The 19,732-nt window shown below is 70.6% G+C and carries 17 protein-coding genes; 5 read left to right on the top strand and 12 right to left on the bottom strand.

Features of this window, described 5'->3' with window-relative positions:
- The first annotated feature begins 12 nt into the window (after positions 1–12).
- Positions 13–3,636, top strand: coding sequence for a methionine synthase (metH, locus tag BLV63_RS12255; RefSeq protein ID WP_066215636.1), 3,624 nt, complete (start codon positions 13–15; stop codon positions 3,634–3,636).
- Here metH and BLV63_RS12250 read toward each other — a convergent pair.
- From BLV63_RS12250 to BLV63_RS12220, 7 genes are all read right to left on the bottom strand, one after another.
- The gene (locus BLV63_RS12250; protein ID WP_066215635.1) at positions 3,626–6,541 is read right to left on the bottom strand and encodes an ATP-binding cassette domain-containing protein; all 2,916 of its coding nucleotides are present in this window, start codon (positions 6,539–6,541) and stop codon (positions 3,626–3,628) included. The genes metH and BLV63_RS12250 overlap by 11 nt on opposite strands.
- A complete protein-coding gene (locus tag BLV63_RS12245; RefSeq protein ID WP_066215765.1) occupies positions 6,538–7,107 on the bottom strand; it encodes a hypothetical protein in 570 nt (189 codons plus the stop codon). Before BLV63_RS12245 ends, BLV63_RS12250 begins: the two co-directional genes overlap by 4 nt.
- 59 nt (positions 7,108–7,166) lie before the next feature.
- Positions 7,167–7,586: an ATP-binding protein gene (locus BLV63_RS12240; RefSeq protein WP_066215633.1), complete on the bottom strand. Its 420-nt coding sequence runs from the start codon at positions 7,584–7,586 to the stop codon at positions 7,167–7,169.
- Positions 7,576–7,908: an STAS domain-containing protein gene (locus BLV63_RS12235; RefSeq protein ID WP_066215631.1), complete on the bottom strand. Its 333-nt coding sequence runs from the start codon at positions 7,906–7,908 to the stop codon at positions 7,576–7,578. The genes BLV63_RS12240 and BLV63_RS12235 overlap by 11 nt, the downstream gene beginning before the upstream one ends.
- Complete coding sequence (locus BLV63_RS12230) at positions 7,905–9,875, bottom strand: glycosyltransferase family 2 protein (RefSeq protein WP_066215629.1); 1,971 nt, start codon at positions 9,873–9,875, stop codon at positions 7,905–7,907. The genes BLV63_RS12235 and BLV63_RS12230 overlap by 4 nt, the downstream gene beginning before the upstream one ends.
- Complete coding sequence (locus tag BLV63_RS12225) at positions 9,872–11,026, bottom strand: PP2C family protein-serine/threonine phosphatase (RefSeq protein WP_066215627.1); 1,155 nt, start codon at positions 11,024–11,026, stop codon at positions 9,872–9,874. Before BLV63_RS12225 ends, BLV63_RS12230 begins: the two co-directional genes overlap by 4 nt.
- Before the next feature lie 87 nt (positions 11,027–11,113).
- Positions 11,114–12,001 carry a LysR family transcriptional regulator gene (locus BLV63_RS12220; protein ID WP_074784273.1) on the bottom strand — a complete coding sequence of 296 codons (888 nt, stop codon included), beginning with the start codon at positions 11,999–12,001 and terminating at the stop codon, positions 11,114–11,116.
- Positions 12,002–12,065: 64 nt separating this feature from the next.
- Between BLV63_RS12220 and BLV63_RS12215 the strand changes: the two genes are divergently transcribed.
- Together BLV63_RS12215 and BLV63_RS12210 are read left to right on the top strand one after the other, a co-directional pair.
- Positions 12,066–13,364 carry an MFS transporter gene (locus BLV63_RS12215; protein WP_139244687.1) on the top strand — a complete coding sequence of 433 codons (1,299 nt, stop codon included), beginning with the start codon at positions 12,066–12,068 and terminating at the stop codon, positions 13,362–13,364.
- A 282-nt stretch (positions 13,365–13,646) separates the two neighbouring features.
- A complete protein-coding gene (locus tag BLV63_RS12210) occupies positions 13,647–14,057 on the top strand; it encodes a PIN domain-containing protein (RefSeq protein WP_074784270.1) in 411 nt (136 codons plus the stop codon).
- Between the two features lie 6 nt (positions 14,058–14,063).
- Here the strand turns inward: BLV63_RS12210 and BLV63_RS12205 are convergent, their stop codons facing one another.
- A complete protein-coding gene (locus BLV63_RS12205) occupies positions 14,064–14,495 on the bottom strand; it encodes a pyrimidine dimer DNA glycosylase/endonuclease V (RefSeq protein ID WP_066215619.1) in 432 nt (143 codons plus the stop codon).
- Positions 14,496–14,725: 230 nt separating this feature from the next.
- Between BLV63_RS12205 and BLV63_RS12200 the strand changes: the two genes are divergently transcribed.
- Positions 14,726–15,178 carry a hypothetical protein gene (locus BLV63_RS12200; RefSeq protein WP_066215615.1) on the top strand — a complete coding sequence of 151 codons (453 nt, stop codon included), beginning with the start codon at positions 14,726–14,728 and terminating at the stop codon, positions 15,176–15,178.
- A gap of 64 nt (positions 15,179–15,242) precedes the next feature.
- Here BLV63_RS12200 and BLV63_RS12195 read toward each other — a convergent pair whose 3' ends face one another.
- Both BLV63_RS12195 and BLV63_RS12190 read right to left on the bottom strand, forming a co-directional pair.
- Entirely contained in the window at positions 15,243–16,598 is a 1,356-nt protein-coding gene (locus BLV63_RS12195; RefSeq protein WP_066215763.1) for an RNA polymerase sigma factor, read from the bottom strand.
- A gap of 11 nt (positions 16,599–16,609) precedes the next feature.
- The gene (locus tag BLV63_RS12190) at positions 16,610–16,987 is read right to left on the bottom strand and encodes a YciI family protein (RefSeq protein WP_066215613.1); all 378 of its coding nucleotides are present in this window, start codon (positions 16,985–16,987) and stop codon (positions 16,610–16,612) included.
- A gap of 307 nt (positions 16,988–17,294) precedes the next feature.
- Here BLV63_RS12190 and BLV63_RS12185 point away from each other — a divergent pair, with 307 nt between their 5' ends.
- Positions 17,295–17,534 carry a hypothetical protein gene (locus tag BLV63_RS12185; RefSeq protein WP_139244686.1) on the top strand — a complete coding sequence of 80 codons (240 nt, stop codon included), beginning with the start codon at positions 17,295–17,297 and terminating at the stop codon, positions 17,532–17,534.
- A 57-nt stretch (positions 17,535–17,591) separates the two neighbouring features.
- Here the strand turns inward: BLV63_RS12185 and BLV63_RS12180 are convergent, their stop codons facing one another.
- Positions 17,592–18,704 carry a mandelate racemase/muconate lactonizing enzyme family protein gene (locus BLV63_RS12180; protein ID WP_066215609.1) on the bottom strand — a complete coding sequence of 371 codons (1,113 nt, stop codon included), beginning with the start codon at positions 18,702–18,704 and terminating at the stop codon, positions 17,592–17,594.
- A complete protein-coding gene (locus BLV63_RS12175) occupies positions 18,701–19,600 on the bottom strand; it encodes a hypothetical protein (RefSeq protein ID WP_066215607.1) in 900 nt (299 codons plus the stop codon). Before BLV63_RS12175 ends, BLV63_RS12180 begins: the two co-directional genes overlap by 4 nt.
- Between the last annotated feature and the right edge of the window lie 132 nt (positions 19,601–19,732).

Here is a 19,732-nt window from a genome sequence, read left to right as displayed (position 1 = left end):
TAGTCTGGTGCCATGCCTCGTTTCGCGCTCGACATCGACTCCGTGCCCCGCCCCGTCCGAGCCCAGGCGCTCCTGGACGCCGTGAACCAGCGGGTGGTCATCGCGGACGGAGCCATGGGCACCATGCTGCAGGGCCGCGAGCTGTCGCTGGACATCGATTTCCAGGGTCTGGAGGGCTGCAACGAGATCCTCAACGACACCCGCCCGGACGTCATCGCGGACATCCACGACGCTTACTTCGCGGTCGGCATCGACGCGGTGGAGACCAACACCTTCGGCGCGAACTGGTCGAACCTCTCGGACTACGGCATCGATGACCGGATCGAGGAACTGGCCCGCAAGGGCGCGGCGATCGCCCGCGAACGCTCCGAGGCGGCGGAGGCGCAGGACGGCCGGATGCGCTGGGTGCTCGGGTCGATGGGTCCCGGCACGAAGCTCCCGAGCCTCGGCCACACCAGCTACGACCACCTCAAGCAGACCTTCGCTTTGCAGGCGGAAGGACTCATCGACGGCGGCGCGGACGCGTTCCTGATCGAGACCAGCCAGGACCTGCTCCAGACCAAGTCCGCGGTCAACGGCTGCAAGCAGGCGATCGTGAACCGCGGCGTCCGCCTCCCGATCTTCGTGGAGGTGACGGTGGAGACCACGGGCACCATGCTCATGGGATCCGAGATCGGCGCCGCCCTCACCGCGCTGGAACCGCTCGGCGTCGACGCGATCGGCCTCAACTGCGCCACCGGCCCGGAGGAGATGAGCGAGCACCTCCGGCACCTCTCCAAGCAGTCCACCGTGGCGATCGCCTGTATGCCCAACGCCGGTCTGCCGGTCCTCGGCGCCAACGGGGCACACTATCCGCTGACGCCAGCCGAGCTGGCCACCGCCCACGAGCAGTTCGTGCGTGAGTTCGGCCTGGGCCTGGTGGGTGGCTGTTGCGGCACGACGCCGGAGCACCTGGCCGCCGTCGTCGAACGTCTGGCACCCTTCCGACAGCCCGGCGCGGGCGGGCGCACGCCGAGCGAGCAGGACGCCGGCATCGCCTCGCTCTACCAGCACGTCTCCTTCGACCAGGACTCCTCCTACCTGGCGATCGGGGAGCGCACCAACGCCAACGGCTCCAAGGCCTTCCGCCAGCCCATGCTGGAGGAGCGCTGGGACGACTGCGTGGACATCGCGCGGGAGCAGATCCGCGTGGGCGCGCACCTCCTGGACGTCTGCGTGGACTATGTGGGGCGCGACGGCGTGGCGGACATCCAGCAGGTCGTGTCCCGTTTCGCGTCGGCCTCCACCCTCCCGCTCGTCATCGACTCGACGGAACCGCCCGTGCTGAAGGCGGGGCTGGAACTGATCGGCGGCCGCCCCGTCATCAACTCCGTCAACTACGAGGACGGCGACGGGCCGGAGAGCCGCTTCGCCAGGATCATGCCGCTCGTGAAGGAGCACGGCACGGCCGTCATCGCCCTCACCATCGACGAGGAGGGCCAGGCCCGCACCACCGAGGGCAAGGTCGCGATCGCGTCCCGCCTCGTGGATTCGCTCGTGGGGGAATGGGGCATGAAAGTCGAGGACATCATCGTCGACGCCCTCACCTTCCCCATCGCCACCGGCCAGGAGGAGACCCGTCGCGACGGCATCGAGACCATCGAGGCGATCCGTCAGATCACGGCCAAATACCCCGGCATCCACACGACCCTCGGCGTCTCCAACGTCTCCTTCGGCCTCAACCCGGCCGCCCGCATGGTCCTGAACTCGGTGTTCCTCCACGAGGCCGTCCAGGCCGGCCTCTCCAGCGGCATCATCGACGCCGCCAAGATCGTCCCGCTCGCGTCCCTCCCGGAGGAGCAGCGCAAGGTCGCGCTGGATCTCGTCTGGGACCGCCGCGAATACGACGCCGACGGCAACGTCACGTACGATCCGCTCGCGACGATGCTGGACCTGTTCGCCGGCGTCGACACCGCTGCGCTGCGTGACCAGCGCGCCGCGGAACTCGCCGCATTGCCCACGGGTGAACGGCTCCAGCGCCGCATCATCGACGGCGAGGGCAAGGGCCTCGAAGCGGATCTCGACCTGGCCCGCTCCGAGGGCATGACCCCGCTCGGGATCATCAACGACCACCTCCTGGAAGGCATGAAGGTGGTGGGCGAGCGGTTCGGCGCGGGCGAGATGCAGCTGCCGTTCGTGCTCCAGTCCGCCGAGGTCATGAAGAACGCGGTCGCCCTCCTGGAACCGCACATGGAGAAGTCCGACGCGTCCGGCAAGGGCACCATGGTGATCGCGACCGTGCGTGGCGATGTGCACGACATCGGCAAGAACCTGGTGGACATCATCCTTACCAACAACGGCTACAAGGTCATCAACCTCGGCATCAAGCAGCCCATCGCGGACATCATCGCCGCCGCCGAGGAACACGACGCCGACGTGATCGGCATGTCCGGCCTGCTCGTGAAGTCGACCGTGGTCATGAAGGAGAACCTCGAGGAGCTCCAGTCGCGGGGCCTGGCCAAGAAGTGGCCCATCATCCTGGGCGGCGCGGCCCTGACCCGCAACTATGTCGAGGACGATCTGGCCGGGATGTTCGAAGGCCAGGTCCGGTACGCCAAGGACGCGTTCGAAGGGCTGGCCCTCATGGAGCCGCTGGTGCGGGTCGCCCGCGGTGAGGATCCGGAGGCGGTCGGTCTTCCGGCGCTGAAGAAGCGGATCCACCGGGCTGGCGGCGGGCTCACCCTCACCGAGCCGGACGCCATGCCGGGACGCTCCGACGTCGCGACGGACAACGCGGTGCCCGCCCCTCCGTTCTGGGGCACCCGGATCGTGCGCGGCGTGGCCCTGGCCGACTTCGCCGCGTTCCTGGACGAGCGCGCCACCTTCATGGGGCAGTGGGGCCTCAAACCCGGCCGCGGCGAAGGCGGCGCCAGCTACGAGGAGCTCGTGGAGCGGGAAGGCCGTCCGCGGCTGCGCTACTGGCTGGACCGCATCCTGGCCGAAGGCATGATCGATCCGTCCATCGCCTACGGCTACTTCCCGGTGGTCGCCGAGGGGAACCAGGTGGTGGTCCTGCACCACGGTGAGGACCCCGACGGCGTGCTCGGCGTCCCGGGCCTGCTCGCCCCGGACGGCGGTTCTGAAGGTGCTTTGGGCACCGAGCGTCTGCGCTTCGACTTCCCCCGGCAGCGCCGTGACCGGCACCTGTGCCTCGCGGACTTCGTGCGCTCCCGGGAGTCCGGCCAGGTGGATGTCCTCCCGGTCCAGCTGGTCACGGCCGGCGCGAAGATCGACGAGTTCACGGCCAAGATGTTCGCCGCGAACCAGTACCGCGACTACTACGAGGTCCACGGCCTGGTCATGCAGCTCACCGAGGCGCTGGCCGAGTTCTGGCACTCCCGGATCCGGGAGGAGCTGGGCTTTGCCTCGGAGGAGCCGGCCGACAAGGAGGGCCTGTTCAAGCTGGACTACCGCGGCGCGCGCTTCTCGCTCGGCTACCCGGCCTGCCCGGACATGGAGGACCGTCGCAAGGTGATGGAGCTCCTGCACGCCGAACGCATGGGCGTGATCCTGAGCGACGAGCTCATGCTGCACCCCGAGCAGTCCACGGACGCGTTCGTGTTCCACCACCCGGAGGCGAAGTACTTCAAGGTGTGAGGCTCAACCGCTCGGCACGGTCCTCGGACGCCGTGCCGCGGCGGGAGCCGAGACGGGGCGCGGGCGCCGTGACGGGTTTCGCGCGCCGGAGCGCGGCGAGCACCGCCCGGCCCACGACGGCGATCCCCACCACCGTGGTGACGGCCCGCAGGGTGTCCCAGCCCGCCGTCGAGGTCAGCAGGGAGTAGAGCAGGAAGCTCCGGAGGTTGTCGAGCAGCGGCGCGCCCGGCAGGTAGGAGATGCCCGTCCCGGCGCCCACCGCGAACGGCCAGAACCACAGGTTCGTGAGCAGGCCGAAGAGGTAGGACGCCACCACGCCGTACAGGCCGAGCATCCACAGCTCCGCGACTCCTCGGACCCGCCGGGGGAGCAGACCCGCGCCCGCCCCCACCCACGCGCACGCGAAGATCTGGAACGGCGTCCACGGCCCGATTCCGCCCCACACCGCGCTGGACAGGGCGATCGTCGCGGCGCCGAGCAGCAGCCCGAACCGCGCACCGTAGGCCCGCCCGGCCAGGATCAGCAGGATGAACACGGCCTCGACCCCGCCGACTCCCGTGCTCGCCACGCGGACCGCCGACCCGACCGCGGCCAGCACCCCCAGCAGGGCCACGGTCTGCGCCGACCGCACCGAGCCGTCCAGGCAGATCACGACGGCGATCGCGGCCAGCGGCGCGATCGCCAGGGCCGCGTACGGGGTCGCAGCGGCGGCGTCCTCGGGCAGCGCCGTCGCCACCAGGGGCCAGCAGAAGGCGGCGAACGCCAGAAGGTTCGCCAGGAGCAGGGTGACGGCTTCGGCGCCGCGGGGGAGACGGGGGCGTCGGGCTCCCCAGGTGCGCAGGGTGACCCGGAGGGGTCCGGTGGGCCGTGAGGCGGGCGGGAGGGGGTGGGCCCAGAGCTGGTCGATCGAGGACGGCTCCGTGGTTCCCGCGACTCGGACCTTGTCGTCATCTCCGCCTGCGCCCTTGCTCTCCGCGCCGTCACCCGGCAGCGGCGTGACGCCGTCGCGCATCGGCAGGATCCGTGCGCCGAGCCCGTGGGCGAAGTCGCGGTCGTGGGTCGCGAGGAGCACCGCGGCGCCCGCGCCGGCGGCGGCTTCCAGTGCTGTGCCGACCGCTTCCCGGGCCGCGGGGTCCAGGCCGCGGGTCGGTTCGTCGATCAGGAGGACCCCGGGCTCGCCGAGGCTCTGCACGGTGAGGGCGAGGATGCGGCGCTCGCCGGCGGAGAGATCGCGGGGGTGCTCGCCGGCGTCGGGGATCCGGCCGCCCGCGCGGAGCAGCCGGAACCGATCCCAGGCGTCGCTCTCGGTGACGTCGCCGGGCGCGCGCCGCGCCGCGGCCCGGAGTTCGGCGCCGACGGTGTCGCGGGTGAAGAGGTCGTCGGAGGCGTCGGGCACGAGGGCGATCCGGACGCCGCTGGCGGCGACCGTGCCGCGGAGTTCCTTGTCGCGGTGCTTCCCGGAGAGCGCCAGGGCCACGAGAAGCGACGACTTCCCGGCGCCGTTGGGCCCGACCAGTGCCGTGAGGTGGCCCGGGTGCAGATCCAGGGACGCGTCGCGGAGCAGGGTCTTCCCGTGGCGCATGAGGGACAGCCCGGTCGCGGTGAGGACGGGCTCGCCGTCGGGCCCGGCGACCGGCCCGGTCACCTCGCCGAACGTGACCGCGTCTTCCGCCCTAGTCTTCAGGGGCGCGGTATCCGGCACCAGCACGCCGCCGGCGAGGGTCCACCAGTCGTCGGCCACGGACGTCAGCGCCCCGGCGCGGTGCTCTGCGACCAGGACGCACACCCCGTGCCGGTGAGCGAGCTCGCCGAGCACGGCGACGACGCGGCGCCGCGCGGACGTGTCGAGGTCGGCGAGCGGTTCGTCCACGAGCAGCAGCGCCGGTTCCTGCACGACGGCGGCCGCGATGGCCACGAGGGTCGCCTCACCCGCGGACAAGGTCGCCAGGTCGCGGTCCAGGAACTCCGCGACGCCGACGGCCGCCGCGATGTCCAGCACCCGAGCGCGGGCCGCCGGACCGTGGATACCGCGCAGTTCCAGGGCGAGGGCGATCTCGTCACGGACCCGCGTGGTGGCGAACGCGGCGCGGGGATTCTGGAGCACCACGCCCACGAGGCCCGCGGTGTCGCGGGGCGGGACGCTTGCACGGTCGATGCCGGCGACGCGCACGGTGCCGCTGAGGGTGCCGCCGTCGACGTGGGACAGCAGCCCGGCCAGGCCGCGCAGCACCGTGGATTTGCCGGAGCCGGTCGGGCCCGTGAGGACAGTCAGGGTCCCGGGCGCCGGCGCGAAAGCGGGAACGGTGATCGTCGTTCCGCCGATGCCGAAGGTGGCGTTCTCGGCCAGAACGGGTTCGACGAGGAGGGGCTCGGCCGTCCGGCCTCCCGCCGCGTCGTCGCCGGCGAAGCCGCGCAGTTCCAGCGCGGCGGCCACACGGCTCGCGTGCTCGAGGGTGCGCTCCAGGACCGGGACCAGGGCCCGCGCCCCGAACCGTTCACCGCGCAGGACGCAGGCCAGCCGCACCGACCGGACCGCGTCCGCCAGCGCGGGCAGGGCCGCCCACGCCACCACGAGCATCCGGGCGGCCCCGCGCAACGGGCCACGGCGCGCGAGCACCGTGAACCCGCGGCCCACGTCGACCAGCGAGTTGAGCAGCGCGAACGCCAGGATGCCCGCCGCGATCGGGAGGGCCGACAGGATCGCCTCCCAGAGGCCTGACCCGGTGACGGCCCCCAGGAAGGTGACCGAGGAGTACGGCGCCGAGAGCGGGAAGGCCGGCAGGTCGAGGAGGACGGTCCCGCCGTCGTCGGCTCCGTTGAAGAGGACGCGGTAGAGGACCCGCGCCACCACGAAGAAGGCGGCGAGGGCCGCCCCGGCGCGTAGCGGCGCGGGCCGGAAGGTCACGCCGCGGGTGCGGCCGGTGCGCCGTCGACCGTGAAGAGCAGTTCCAGGCTCTGGCCCGGGCTGACCTTCAGCGTGGCGAGACCTTCCTGCGCGTAGGCCCAGGCCCCGGTGGCCGGCTTGACCCAGAGGGACCAGTACGCGAAGGCGGCGGGCATCTTCTGGCACGGCTCACGGTAGGTGCCGCCCTTGTGGGCGATGTCGAAGTCGGCGGCGGGGACGCCGTTGACGCGGCAGACCAGTTCCTTCGGGTAGGCGGTGGTGCCGACCGTGGTCACCTTCGCGTCCGCGAGGACCTTCGAGGCGGCCGTGGGGCCGCTGACCGGCACGCAGACGGGGCCGACGTCGGCGGCGGACTGCTTCAGCGCGCCGGAGGACACGATCACCTTCACGCCGTCGCAGGGGCCATCGGCTGCTGCGGAGGCAGACGGAGCACCCGAGGTGGTGGACGGCGCGGAAGCCGGCGCCGACGAGGACGGCGCCGGGCTGGAACAGGCGGCGAGGGTGAAGACGAGGGCCGCGGCGGCGACAGCGCTCGCGGCGGCGGTGCGGAATGTCGTGGAAGTCACGTCACCAGGGTAGGGGGAGCGGGCCCGGGACGCGGAGGCCGTGGCGTTGTGTGACGAGGTCAGCGGGGTGCTGTGCCGAACGAACGGCGGAGCGTCCACAGATTTCCATCCTCCGTGCCGTCATGCCGGAACTCGTCCAGGACCGCGACGGTCAGCGCGAGCCCGCGCCCGGATTCGCTCTCCGCGTCGGGGAGTTCCGCCGACTCCAGGTCGAGCACGACGGCGGGCGCGGTGTCCCGCACGACCGCCCGCAGCTGCCCCTCGTCGGCGGAGAGCCGCACCTGCACCCGCACGCCCGGCTCACTGTGCTGGACGATGTTGGTCGTCACCTCGCTGACCGCCAGCATGAACAAGGTGCGGTCCTCGGCCGGCACGGAGGGTGCGCTGAGCCAGAGCGTTTCGAGGGCGTCGAGCACCTCGTCGACGAAGCCGGGGGAGGCCTCGCCCTCATGGATCACCGGCTCGCGGTCACCGCTCATCGAACGCCGTCTCCGGCGTCGGGTACTCGCCGAGCACGCGGTCCAGGTTCGTCAGCCGCAGCACGGAACGCACCGCGTCCGGCACGGCCGCGAGGCGGAGGTCGCCGCCCGCCACGCGGGTCCGCTTGAGTCCGCCGATAAGCGCGCCGAGCCCGGAGGAGTCGATGAACTCGGTGCGGGACAGGTCCACGACCACGCGGGAGGTCCCGTCGCCGATCAGATCCTCCACCGCGCGGCGCAGCAGTGGGGCGCCGGAGGCGATCAGCCGGCCGTCGATCGTGACGACCGCGAAACCGTCGTGGGCGGTGGTGGTGAGGTTCATGAGTCTCCTTCGGCGACGGTTTCTTCGGATGCTGCGACGACGGCGGCCGGCCCGCGGTACCGGGCAGCCTGGATGATGACGCTGAGGACCAGGAGGTCGTAACAGACCCAGGCCGTGTTCACGAGCGTACCCGTCCCGTCCGCCGTGCCGGCGATGACGCGGATCACACCGATCACGAGCGCCAGCACGAGCACCGCGATCGCGGTGAGCTGCGGCCAGATCTCCCGCCACGGGATGCCCCGGGTGTCCCGGCCGTCCTTCTTGGTCACGGCGAAACTCAGCGGGCGGCCGAAGGCGACATTCGCCACCGCCGTCCAGCAGGCGCGGATCCAGACGGGGAAGAGCGCCAGCGAGTACTGCTGGCCGCGCCAGGTCTTCATGCCCCGGGCCACCACGACGAACAGCAACTGGTTGACGATGAACGCCGGAAGGAACCGGGCGAAGAAGTCGCCGCTCCAGGCCGTCACGGGCAGGACGCCGAAGACCAGATAGATGACCGGGGCCGCGAGGTAGGCCAGCGCGGCGAAGCCGGAGAGGTAGCTCCACATCGTGGCGAAGTACATGAGCCGCTGCCCGCCGGACAGGCCGCGCTTGACCAGCGGATTGTCCCTGAGCATGACCTGGAGGGTGCCCTGCGCCCAGCGGAGCCGCTGCGTCAGCATGGTGCGCAGGTCCTCGGGCGCCAGGCCCCGGGCGAGGATCTCGTGGTGGTACACGCTCCGCCAGCCCTGGGAGTGCAGCTGCATGGCGGTGGCCATGTCCTCGGTGACGGAAATGGTCGCCATCGGCAGGATGGGCTGGGCCTCGGATCCGCGGTCGATCCGCAGCGCCTCCAGCAGGCGCTGCACGGCCTCGACCGCTCCCAGCGGAGACAGCTCCGCGGCGGCCAGCCGGTCGAGGCGGGTTTCGTCGACCACCAGCAGATCGAGTTCCGCGTCGCGCTCGATCGGCAGGCTCGCGATGACCTCCAGGTCTTCGCGGATGCCGGCGAAGTCGCGTGCCAGGAGGGACTGTGCGGAACGGTCGACGGCGTCGCTCAGGGTCGCGGTCGCCTCGGCCAGCGGGGCGCCGCCGAGCACGGCCTCCCGGGCGCGGACGATCTCCGCTCGCAGAGCACCGAGTTCGCGGCTCAGTTCCGGGTCGTCCGCCGCCCGGGCTTCCCGGCCGATCAGGGAGTCCGCGGCCTTCAGAGCCTTCAGGGTCGACTGCGTGACGTCCTGCACGTAGCCGACGATGCCGAGCCGCATGAGGGCCTCGCGGCGCAGCACCGCGTTGGAGCCGCAGAAGAACGCGGCGTTCCAGCCGTCCTTGCCCTGCTGGATGGGGCCGTAGAACAGGGGCGCCTGGCTGCCGAGCGGATCGGCATCGTCCACGTTGATGAACCACTGCGGGGTCTGGACGAGGGCGACCTCCGGGTCGTCGGCGAAGTAGCCCAGCGTGCGGTGCAGGATGAGCGGGTCCGGCACCTGGTCGGCGTCGAGGATCAGGAGGAATTCGCCGTCGGTCTCGAAGAGCGCGTTGTTGAGGTTGCCCGCCTTGGCATGGCGGGGCTTGCCGATCCAGTCGTCGGAGCGGGTCAGGTAGCCGATTCCGGCCTCCTCGGCGGCTCGCTCCATCTCGGGGCGGGCGCCGTCGTCGAGGATCCAGGTGGTGTGCGGATAGGCGATCCGCTGCGCGGCCCGCGCCGTGGCCATCACGAGCTCGAGGGGCTCGTTGTAGGTGGTGATGAAGACGTCCGCGGTGCCCTGGGGTTCGGACTGTGGCCGGGGCCGGTCCTTGGCGCGCCACATGGTGAGGGCGAAGAGGAAGGTGTCGATCAGGCTGTACGTCTCGGCGAGCACGAGCGGCACCGCGATCCACCACGCGGCCCAGTCCACCGAGGCGAGCCAGCGCCACACGATGTAGTTGACGCCGAGCAGCACCGAGAGGACGGCGAGGATCCTGATGAGGACGAAGCGCGTCGTCATGCGTCCCTCCGGATGATCAGCACGGTGATGTCATCGCTCGCGCGCTCGTCATGCGCCAGTCGGGATGCCTCCCGCGCGGCGCCTTCGGGACCAAGGTCACGGATGACGCGTTCGACATGCCCGAAGGGGTCCTGCGGGTCGAGGACGTCCAGCAGACCGTCGCTGCAGCAGACGAAGCAGTCGCCGGGCGCGAGGGTCGCGACGGCGGGCTCACGTTCCTTCGCCGTGCCGAGCCCCATGCCGAGCGGCAGTCCGAGCGAGCGCAGGTGGTCCCAGCCGCCGTCGGCCCGGATGATGAAGGCGAGACCGTGCCCGGCATCGACCAGTTCCACGCGGCCCGCGCCGGGATGGACGTCGGCGTGGACCGCGGTCACGAACATGCCCGTGTCTCCGAGGTCCTGCTCGACGAGGCGGTCGGCTTCGGCCATCGCCTCCGCCAGCGAGCGGCCGGGTGCGGTGCGCAGTGAGGCTCGCACGCCCGCGGCGACGAGTGCGGGCCCGGTGCCCTTGCCCATGACATCGGCCAGGGTCAGGCGCAGGGTGCCGTCGAGGAGCGCGACGTCGTAGAAATCGCCGGACAGGCGTCCGCGGGGTGAGACCGAGGCCGCGATCGTGTAACCGTCCAGTTCCGGATTGCTTTGCGGGCGGAGGGAGCGCTGGATGACTTCGGCATGGTCGAGCTCCTGGTCACGGGCCAGTTCGGTCTGCACCCAGAACGCGAGATCCCGGAGCAGAGCACCTTGGGACTCGCCGAATTCGCGGGGCGTGGTGTCGAGGATGCACAGGGTGCCGATGGGTTCGCCGCCCGGCGCGTGCAGCGGGTGCCCCGCGTAGAACCGGAGGTGGGGGTCGCCGAGGACGAAGGGATTCTCCGCGAACTCCGGCGTCGTGCTCGCGTCCTCGACGATCACGGTCGCATCCTGCCGGACCGTGTAGTCGCAGAAGGAGTCCTCGCGGGGCGCTTCGGCGCCGCCCAGGCCGATCTGGGATTTGCGCCATTGCCGGTCCCGGTCCAGGAGCGAGACGCTGACCATGGGGACGCCGAACATCTCCTTGGCGAGGCGGGCCACACGGTCCACCCTCTCGTCCGGCGGGGTGTCCAGGATCCCCATCCGGTCCAGTGCTTGCTGGCGTCGTGCCTCGTCGACCATGCAGCCCCCTTCATGTCTTACCTGAGTCTAGACATGTGCCGCGTCCCACGTCAGGGGCATGTCGTCGGGAATCTTCGTGGCTCGGCCTCAACCGCGGAACACACTGACGAACTCGTCCACCAGGGCGGTGCTCACTGGAGGCGTCACGACGCCGATCACGCGGTGCGCGGCGGGATGGTCGATGGCCACTTCGGCGACCTCGAGGCCGGATCCGAGGCTCGGCGGGAGGACGGAGACGCCGAGTCCGGCCGCCGCGAGGCCGCGTGCGTCACGTGTGTCGTCCACTTCGAAGGTGGCGTTCGGCAGCTCGCCGCGGGTCCCGAGAATCCGATGCACCGAGTCATGCAGACCGTACCCGCGGCGCAGGATGATGAGGTCCTGGGTCTTCAGCTCCGCGGCCGTCACGGGCCTGCCGCGGTGTGCGAACGGATGCTGGGGACTCATGGCGGCCACGAGCGGTTCGGTGAAGAACTCGACGGTGCGCAGATCATCGACGTGCGGCGGATCCGCGACGACGGCGAGATCCACCTCACCGCCCCGCACCCGGCTGATGCAGGCGGCCCGCGAGCCGTGGCTGAGTTCGAAGCGCACCTTGGGATGGCGCGCGGTCAGTCGCGCGACGGCCCGCGGGACGTAGGTCTCTCCGAGGACGTTCTGGTACGCCACGGAGATCACGGCGTCCTCCTGCCGGCCGTACGCCCGGGCGGCGGCGACGCCGTCCTCCACCCGCGCAAGGGCGCTCGCGGCCGCTTCCGCCAGGATGCCGCCGGCCTCGGTCAGACGCACCCCTCGTCCCACGCGCTGGAGCAGCGGCACTCCCAGGAGCTCGCCGAGCCGGGCGAGGGACCGGCTCGCCGAGGGCTGGGGTATCCCGAGTTCCTCGGCCGCGGCCGTCACCGAGCCCGTGCGGGACAGCTCGACCAGCAGTGGCAGATGGGGGAGCAACCGGCGCACGAGCAGAGGATTCATATCCATAGTGGATGAGTCTAGGGCGTATTGGCATTAGTCATACCCCCATTGCGTGAGTACCGTCGGGAGGGTGAGTCCTCCAACCTCTCCACCATCCGTCGTGGCGGCGTCCACGCCCGGCGCACCCGCCCCTGGTGACCATCGTGCGGATCCCGGGGGCGAACCCGCGGAGCAGCGCAGAGACCGCCGGATGATGGCGGCTCTCGTGGCGGCCGGCGTCGCGAGCTTCGCCCAGTTGTATGCGATTCAGGGGGTGCTGCCGGGGATCGCCCGGGAGCTGTCATTGAGCGCGTCGACGGCGGCACTGAGCGTCTCGGCCGCGACCACGGGGCTCGCGGTGGGTGTGCTGCTCTGGGCCGCGATCGCCGACCGGATCGGGCGACTGCCGTGCATGCGGATCGCGGTGGCCGGGACCGTGGTGCTCGGGCTGGCGACGGCCTTCGCACCCGGCCTGGAGGTCCTTCTTGGACTGCGGTTCCTCACGGGCCTCGTGGTCGGCGGCGTCCCGGTGCTCGCCGTCGCGTATGTGTATGAGCAGCTGGCAGGTGCCCGCGCGGCGGTCGCGGCGACCGTGTACATCTCGGGAACCACCGTCGGGGGAGCGCTGGGGCGGCTCGTGGCCGGACCGCTCGGGGCGTGGTTCGGGTGGCGGAGCGCCCTGCTCGGCGTGGGGTTGGTGAGTCTGGCGGCCGCGGCACTTTTCCTCTGGCTCGCTCCCCGGGAACGGGGAGCGCGGCCGGCGGGTGCTGAGAGGAGCCCGGGCCGCATCGCCGATTCCGAGCCGGTGCCGGGCCGCATCCGCCAGGCGCTCCGGGCCGCACCACTCGTCGTGCTGTATGTGCAGGCGTTCCTGGTGACGGGCAGCTTCGTGGCCGTGTTCAACTTCCTGACGTTCCGGCTCGAAGCGGCGCCGTTCTTCCTGCCGGCGGCGCTCGCCTCCCTGGTGTTCCTGGCCTATTTCGCGGGGACGGCGTCGTCGCGGCTGGCCGGACGGTGGCTCAGCCGCCGGGGCTTCGCGTGGACCAGTCTGTACGGCGTGCTCGCCATGATCGCGGGCCTCGCGATCCTGCTGGTCGACCGGCTGCCCGCGATCATCGTGGGCCTGCTGCTCTTCACCGCGGGGAACTTCATGTCCCACGCCGCGGCCGTCGCCACGGTCGGAGCCCGGGCGGGGGAAGGGTTCCGCGGACAGGCCAGCGCCCTCTACAACATCGCCTTCTACCTGGGCTCGTCCGTGCTCGGCTGGCTGCTGGGCCTCGCGTTCGACGGCGTGGGCTGGCTCGGGATGACCTGCGGCATCGCCGGTGCGCTGCTCGTCGTCGTGGTCCTCAACGTGGTGGGACTCCGGCGGGCGGCGGGCCGGGCCTAGCCCATGTCGCCAGCTCACCCCGCCCAGGCCATCGGCCTTCCGCTTCGCGGAACCGGATCGCCAGGAGCAACGGGGCGACGTCGAAGGTGCGGATGTTGAGGCTGAGCCGGGCGCCGTCGCGACCACCACACGATCGCCGCGATCAGCAGGGCTGCTGCGAGGAGGATCAGCGTTCTGAGCAGGATCGCCGGGGTCATGGCTCGATGGTACTCAGCCGCCGGGCGCTCAGCCCTGGGCTGTCCGGGTCTGGATTCGGCGTGCTGGATGCCGTGTACTGAACGCATGGACTCACGGCACACCCGCTTCGCCCTCGACGCCGTCACCGCCCGCCGTATCGTCGCCGAGGACCCCACCCTCGGAGCACGACGGGCCCTGGTCGGCCCGGCCGTGCTCCGCAGCGAGGTGCTGGCGTTGCTTTATGGCGAGGCCCACGCCGGACTCCTGGACGACAAGGACGCCCGGGCGCAGCTCACCGGTCTGGCGGCTCTCCGGATCCGCCTCTTGGGGGACCGCGTCAGCCGCGCCACGGCGTGGAGGATCGCACGGCAGCTCGGCTGGGACGACGTCCGACCGGCGGAATACCTCGCCGTGGCGTCCTTGCAGGCCGACGTCCTCGTGACGGCCGATGAGCACCTGATCGCCGCCGCGGACGGGATCATTCCGGTGGTGGCGTATGAGGAGCTGCTCGGCTGAACCGGCCTACGACACCCGCTCCCACGACTCCACCGGCCCCTCGACCACGGTGAACAGCGGATGCGGCACCGGGCTGCTCGCAGCCCACCGCTCGGCGTCGGCGGGGCTGCGGCGCTCCAGCTTGGCGCCCAGATGGGCCCACTCGTACGCCAGCTGGCCGCTCGTGACGGGGATGGCGCCATCCGGTATTCCCGGGCGAAGGATGCGGTCGGCGTCGAAGCGGTACCCACGTGCAGTCGCCTCGGCCTGGACCGCGCTCAGGTACGCGCCGACGGCGGCCAGCGGCTCGGCCGTTGCGCGGAACCGCACCAGTTGCGGATGGTTCTGATAGCCCTGGGTCCGGCCGGACAGCACGGCCTGTGCGAGCAGCGTCTCGCGCCAGCACGCGACGAGCCCGGCCCTGTCCAGTTGGCTGGGATGCACGGACCAGATCCTCACGGGTCACTCACCTCCCGGCGTCGGCGCGCGTCGCGTGAAAGGGTAGGTCGTCTGAAAGGGATAAGGGGGCGCCGGGGAACATGCTGAGAGCCTATCGGGCATCTCCGGCAGTCTCGTCCGGTCCAGCCGCACAACATGTCGGCCGAAGCGGCTCTTGTCAGGGCGGTGACTTCGGCGGAGAGTAGTGTCGCTGACAAGTGACGACATCGCACAGGAAAGCAGGTTCACGCATGGACACGGCCGCCAAGGAACGCGTCAAGGAAGCCCTCAAGGCGCAGGCACTCTCGGAGAACAAGGCTGTCGCGGACGACGCGGCGGCGGAACACTCCGCGGCCGAAGTCGACACCAGTTCCCCCATCGAGCCGGACGACCTCTCCCATTCGGACGAGGAAGGCGAGTTCGTCGAGCTCTTCCAGGGCGTGGAAGCTCACCAGAAGGAGCTCCTGGCGGCCATCGACGCGCTCGATGTCAGCGTGACGGAGACTGTGCGCCCGGGTGCCATCGTCGCGTACGGCGGAGACCACTATGTGGTGGGGGTCGCCTCCAGTTCCTTCGACTGCGACGGTGTCAGCTACGAGGGCATCGCCCCGGGGTCGCCCGTGTTCGACGCGATCCAGGGGCTGCGTGAGGGTGACAGCTTCAGCTTCCGCGGCGCGGATCACCGGCTCGACCTGGTGGTCTGAGGCTCCGGCCCACCGAGCAGGCCTCAGGCCGGTGATACACGCACCGTCGACCTCGTTCGCTGCTTCAGACCCTGCCTGACTGCTCCCGCTGGACCGCCTCCAGTTGAGCGCGGAGATGAACCCGCACCGGTTCGTCCGCCGTCAGGTGAAGGGCCCGCTCCAGGCATTCGGCGGCGGCGTCGAGGCTTCCTGCGCTTCTGAGCGCATCCGCGCGTGCGACGGCGTACGGCTGGAAACGCTCGCATTCCTGCGGATGCTGCTCAGCCAGTTCATCGAGGCGACGGAGGGCGGCCAGGGGTCCGTCCGTACGCCGGAGGACCGCGGCTTCCGCCACCCGGGAGCCCAGCGTCGGCGCCACGAGGTTCAGTGCGGCGTACAAGGTGCCCAACGCGGCCCACTCCGTCCGGCCGGTCCGGGCGCGGTCGGCGTGCACCGCCTGGATCGCGGCTTCCAGCTGAAACCGCCCCGGTGTGCCGCGATCTCCCGACTCGGAGGTCACGTCCGAGGCCCTCCGCAGGTATCCCTCGGCGCGGTGCAGAAGTGCGGTGTTCCAGGAGCCGGGGTCCTGATCCTCGAGCGGCACGTAGGTGCCCCCGACAGGTCGCGACAAGAGAAACGCGGCCAGCGCGGCCAGGGACCAGGACTCCGCGTCGTTGCCGAGGCAGTCGGCGGCGATCTCGGCGAGAAACAGTCCCTCGGACACCATCGGCCAAGGCATGGGATCGCCTTGAACCGGACGGCTCTGAACCGGGTCGCCCTGAACCGGGTCACCCTGAACCGGGTCGTCCTGGGCTGAGCCACCCTGAGCCGAGCCCGTGGTGCCGGCCGGCGCCGCGATGGACAGGCACCCGTACACCGCTTCCAGGACCGAGGGCAGCCTGGAGGCGAGTGCCTCACGACCCGGCAGCTCGAACGGGATCCCCGCGTCCCTGATCCGGCGCTTCGCCCGCACCAGCCGTTGTGCCATGGTGGCGGCCGGGATCGCGAAGGCGGCGCCGATCTGCGCCGCATCGAACCCCAGCACCGTCTGAAGCATCAGGGGTGTGCGGATGTCCTCCGCGATCGCGGGATGAGCGCAGGTCAGCAGCAACGACAACCGCCGGTCCGGGAAGGCCGTGCCCTCCGGTGAGTCCATTGCCGTCACCTCGATTCCCTCCAGCGCGGCTGCCAGCCGGTGCCGGGCGGACTTCCACTCGTCCCGTTGCCGGTTGCGCGCCACGGTGAGCAGCCAGCCTTCCGGGCTCGTCGGCACGCCGTCCACAGGCCAGCGCCGTAAGGCTCGTTCGAACGCGTCGGCCAAGGCGTCCTCCGCGAGGAGCACGTCTCCGGTGCCGGCGGCCAGGGCGGCGATCAGGCGGCCGTACGACGCGCGGGCGGCCAGTTCCGCTGCGGCCCGCGCGTCGGCGTCGTGTTCGGACATCGACCGCAGGGTCAGCCGTTCGGCACCCACACGCCGTCCACGGTATGGGTGGCGCCCGGCCGGATCTCGACCGCGCCCCACTGTGCCCCGGGCGCCTGGCCGGCCCACTCGAGGGCGGCGTCCAGGTCCGGCACATCCAGCACGAAGTACCCGCCGAGCTGTTCCTTCGTGTCGGCGAAAGGCCCGTCCTGGACTCGCAGTTGCCCGTCCCGGACGGTCACCGTGGTGCTGGCGTGGGAGGGCTGCAGCACCTCCGCGCCGAGTAGCACGCCGGCCTGCTGCAGGGTCGCGGCGTAGGAACGCATCGCCTCCTGACCTTGAGCCAGGACCTCCGGGCCGAGCTCCTCGGGGCTCATCTCCGGGTAATGCAGCAACAGGGTGTATCGCATGACTTTTCCTCCTTCACTCGATGGTGGCCCTTGGCGGGCTCAGCTACAAGACGATCGAGAGGCCTGTGGATCGACAGGCCGGAAGAATTTCCACAGAAGTTTCTCGAAATCAGCGCCCGGCTCCGACTCGGGATACTGTCGAAGGCGGAACGGCTTGAGCGACCAGCAGGCGGTCAGCAACAGGCGGACTGATAGGAGGCCGAGTGCGGCAGAGGGAGAGGGGAACCGTGGGACATCCCAGGACAGGCAGGAACCGGACCAGCGAGACAGTACGGGCACGGGTTCGGGCCGAGGCGGTGCGGGGAGCATGACCAGGACCTTTCGCATTCTGTATTTCGTGATCCTGGCGGCCGCCGTCGTCTTCGCGGTGGTCCGGGACGACATGTCCTTCTGGGGCCGGTTCCTCACGGTGCTGTTCCCGCTGTTCGTCGTGATCGTCAACGAGATCCAGCTCTGGCGGGACCGGAGGCGAGAAGCCGAGGTCAAGGCCCACGAGCAGCCCGGGCTCGCGAACGACCTGCATCACGCCTACCGCGAAGAGCGCTGACCGGCCGGGGGTGGGCCGGGGCCGAGGGTTGAACTCCAAGGCCGCCGGCCCGACCTCTCAGGCGGAGACCTCCCAGCGGTCCGTGGTGAGGTCTTCCAGCACGTCCGGATCGACGTCCACGCCGAGACCCGGCCGGTCGGACACCAGGACCTCCGGGATGCGGAACTCGAGGTTCCCCGGTTCGCGGGTGAACTTCACCGGACCGGACAGTTCCGTGGACACGATCGCCGGATGGGCGAGGGCCAGATGGTATCCGGCTGCGGAGGCGATGCTCGTCTCCAGCATCGATCCCACCTGGACCGAGAAGCCGGCGAGTTCGGCCTGTGTGGCCAGGCGGTGGCAGGGGGTGATGCCGCCGCTCTTCTGGAGCTTGAGGTTCACCATGTCCACGCTGCGGGCCTTGACGAAGCGGGCGAGGTCCGCCTGGGCCACCACCGCCTCATCCGCCATCAGCCGGACTCCGACCTGCGCCCTGATCAGTTCGAACCCGTCCACGTCGTCCGCCCGGATGGGCTGCTCCACCCAGTCGATTCCGAACGGCTCGAGTTCCCGGATCATCGCGATCGCCGTGGCGGGGTCGCCCCATCCCTGGTTGGCGTCCACCCGGATGGCGAGGTCGTGGCCGATCGCGGCGCGCACCGCCCGGACTCGCTCGACGTCGAGCCCATCGCGGCCGCCGAGCTTCATCTTCAGGTGACGGAATCCCTCGTCCCGTGCCTCCACGGCCTGGGCGGCCAGGGTGTCGGGGGCGAGGATGCTCATCACACGAGCGATCGTGGGGTTCTCCGGCTTCCGTCCACCGAGCAGTGCATAGACCGGGCGGTCCGCGGCCTTGCCCGCGAGGTCCCAGCAGGCGATGTCGACGGCGGCCTTGGCCGATCCGTTGCCTTTCAACGCGGCGTCCATCCGCTGGTGAATCGCGGTGATGTCACGCGGGTCCAGACCGAGGACCGCCGGCAGCAGCAGGGTGCGCAGGGCCTCCACAGCGCCTCCGGGAGTCTCGCCCGTGACGTGTGCGTCCGGCACGCTCTCTCCGAAACCGACCAGGCCGTCGTCGGTCTCCAGGGTCAGCACGATGCTGGGCATAGTGGCGTAGGTGTCGTAGGACACCACGAACGGTTCCTTCAGCGGAACCTCCAGCAGGGAGATGGAGGCTTTGGTGATCTTCATCGTGCGTTCTCCAGATCATCGAGCTTGGTGGACATGGTCGCCGGGGCGGGGGAGAGGCGGTACCAGCCGTCGCGCGTCACACCGTCGGCGGTCCGTCCCGCAGCGAACGCGGATTCGAAGACCTCCCTCAGCTCCCGGCGCCAGGCCGCGGCCAGGTCCGGACTCTGCGCGCGCAAGGCGACGATGTCCCGGGGAGCCCGAGCCCACAGCGTGTCCTCTGACTGCAGCAAGTGCGCCTCGCCGTCCGGGCCGGCGCCGAGGACGGTGGCGTCGAGGCCGGAGGGGAGCTCCACATCGCGGGGGCGGCCTTCGCTGCAGGCCACCGCGTCGTCGCTGGCGAGAGGCCACACGGCGACGAGGCGGTCGCTCTCGTCTTGGGCGTTGATCTCGTCGTCCATGATCCCGTAGAAGTTCCGGGTGTATTCGATGACGTGCGCGCCCAATTTGGCCAGGTTGAAACGGGCGTTCCGGCTCACGAGCGGGTCGAAGGTCCAGCTCATGGTCTCGATGCCCCGTTCCAGGCACCAGGCCCTCTGGTGTTGCTTGAGAGCGAAGCCCACGCCCTTGTCGCCGATGTCCGGGGCCACCCCTGCGATGAGCGAGTAGCTGCCGTGTTCCGGGGTGACGAGCGCGACCGCCGCACCGCAGACGCGGCCATCCGGCAGATAAGCGGTGGAGATGTTGCAGCCCGCGTGCGAGATGCCCCGGAGCACATCGAACGGGATGGGTGCGCCCTGTGGGGACATGCCCCAGATGGACACCAGGAGCGCCTCGATCTCACGATGGCGTTCGAGGTCATGCTCATCACGGACGGTCACACCGGCGGCGTCGGCGGCGGCTTGCGCCGCTCGCTGCGCCTGAGCCGTCAACGGATGCGGGGAGGAGAGGGAAGACATGGTTCCACTCTGGGGGACGATCACGCGATCCGGCTTCGGTGGAAAGCACTAAGATCGTCTCAATTCGTAGTGCTTCGCCACTAAGGAGAGACCGTCGCGGCAGCGCGTGCGGACATCCGACCGCAGCCAGAT

This window comes from Arthrobacter woluwensis (genome assembly GCF_900105345.1).
In the GTDB taxonomy this organism is placed as follows: domain Bacteria; phylum Actinomycetota; class Actinomycetes; order Actinomycetales; family Micrococcaceae; genus Arthrobacter_E; species Arthrobacter_E woluwensis.
Note: the sequence above shows the minus strand (reverse complement) of the source record. Positions and strands in the feature narration are given on the sequence as shown.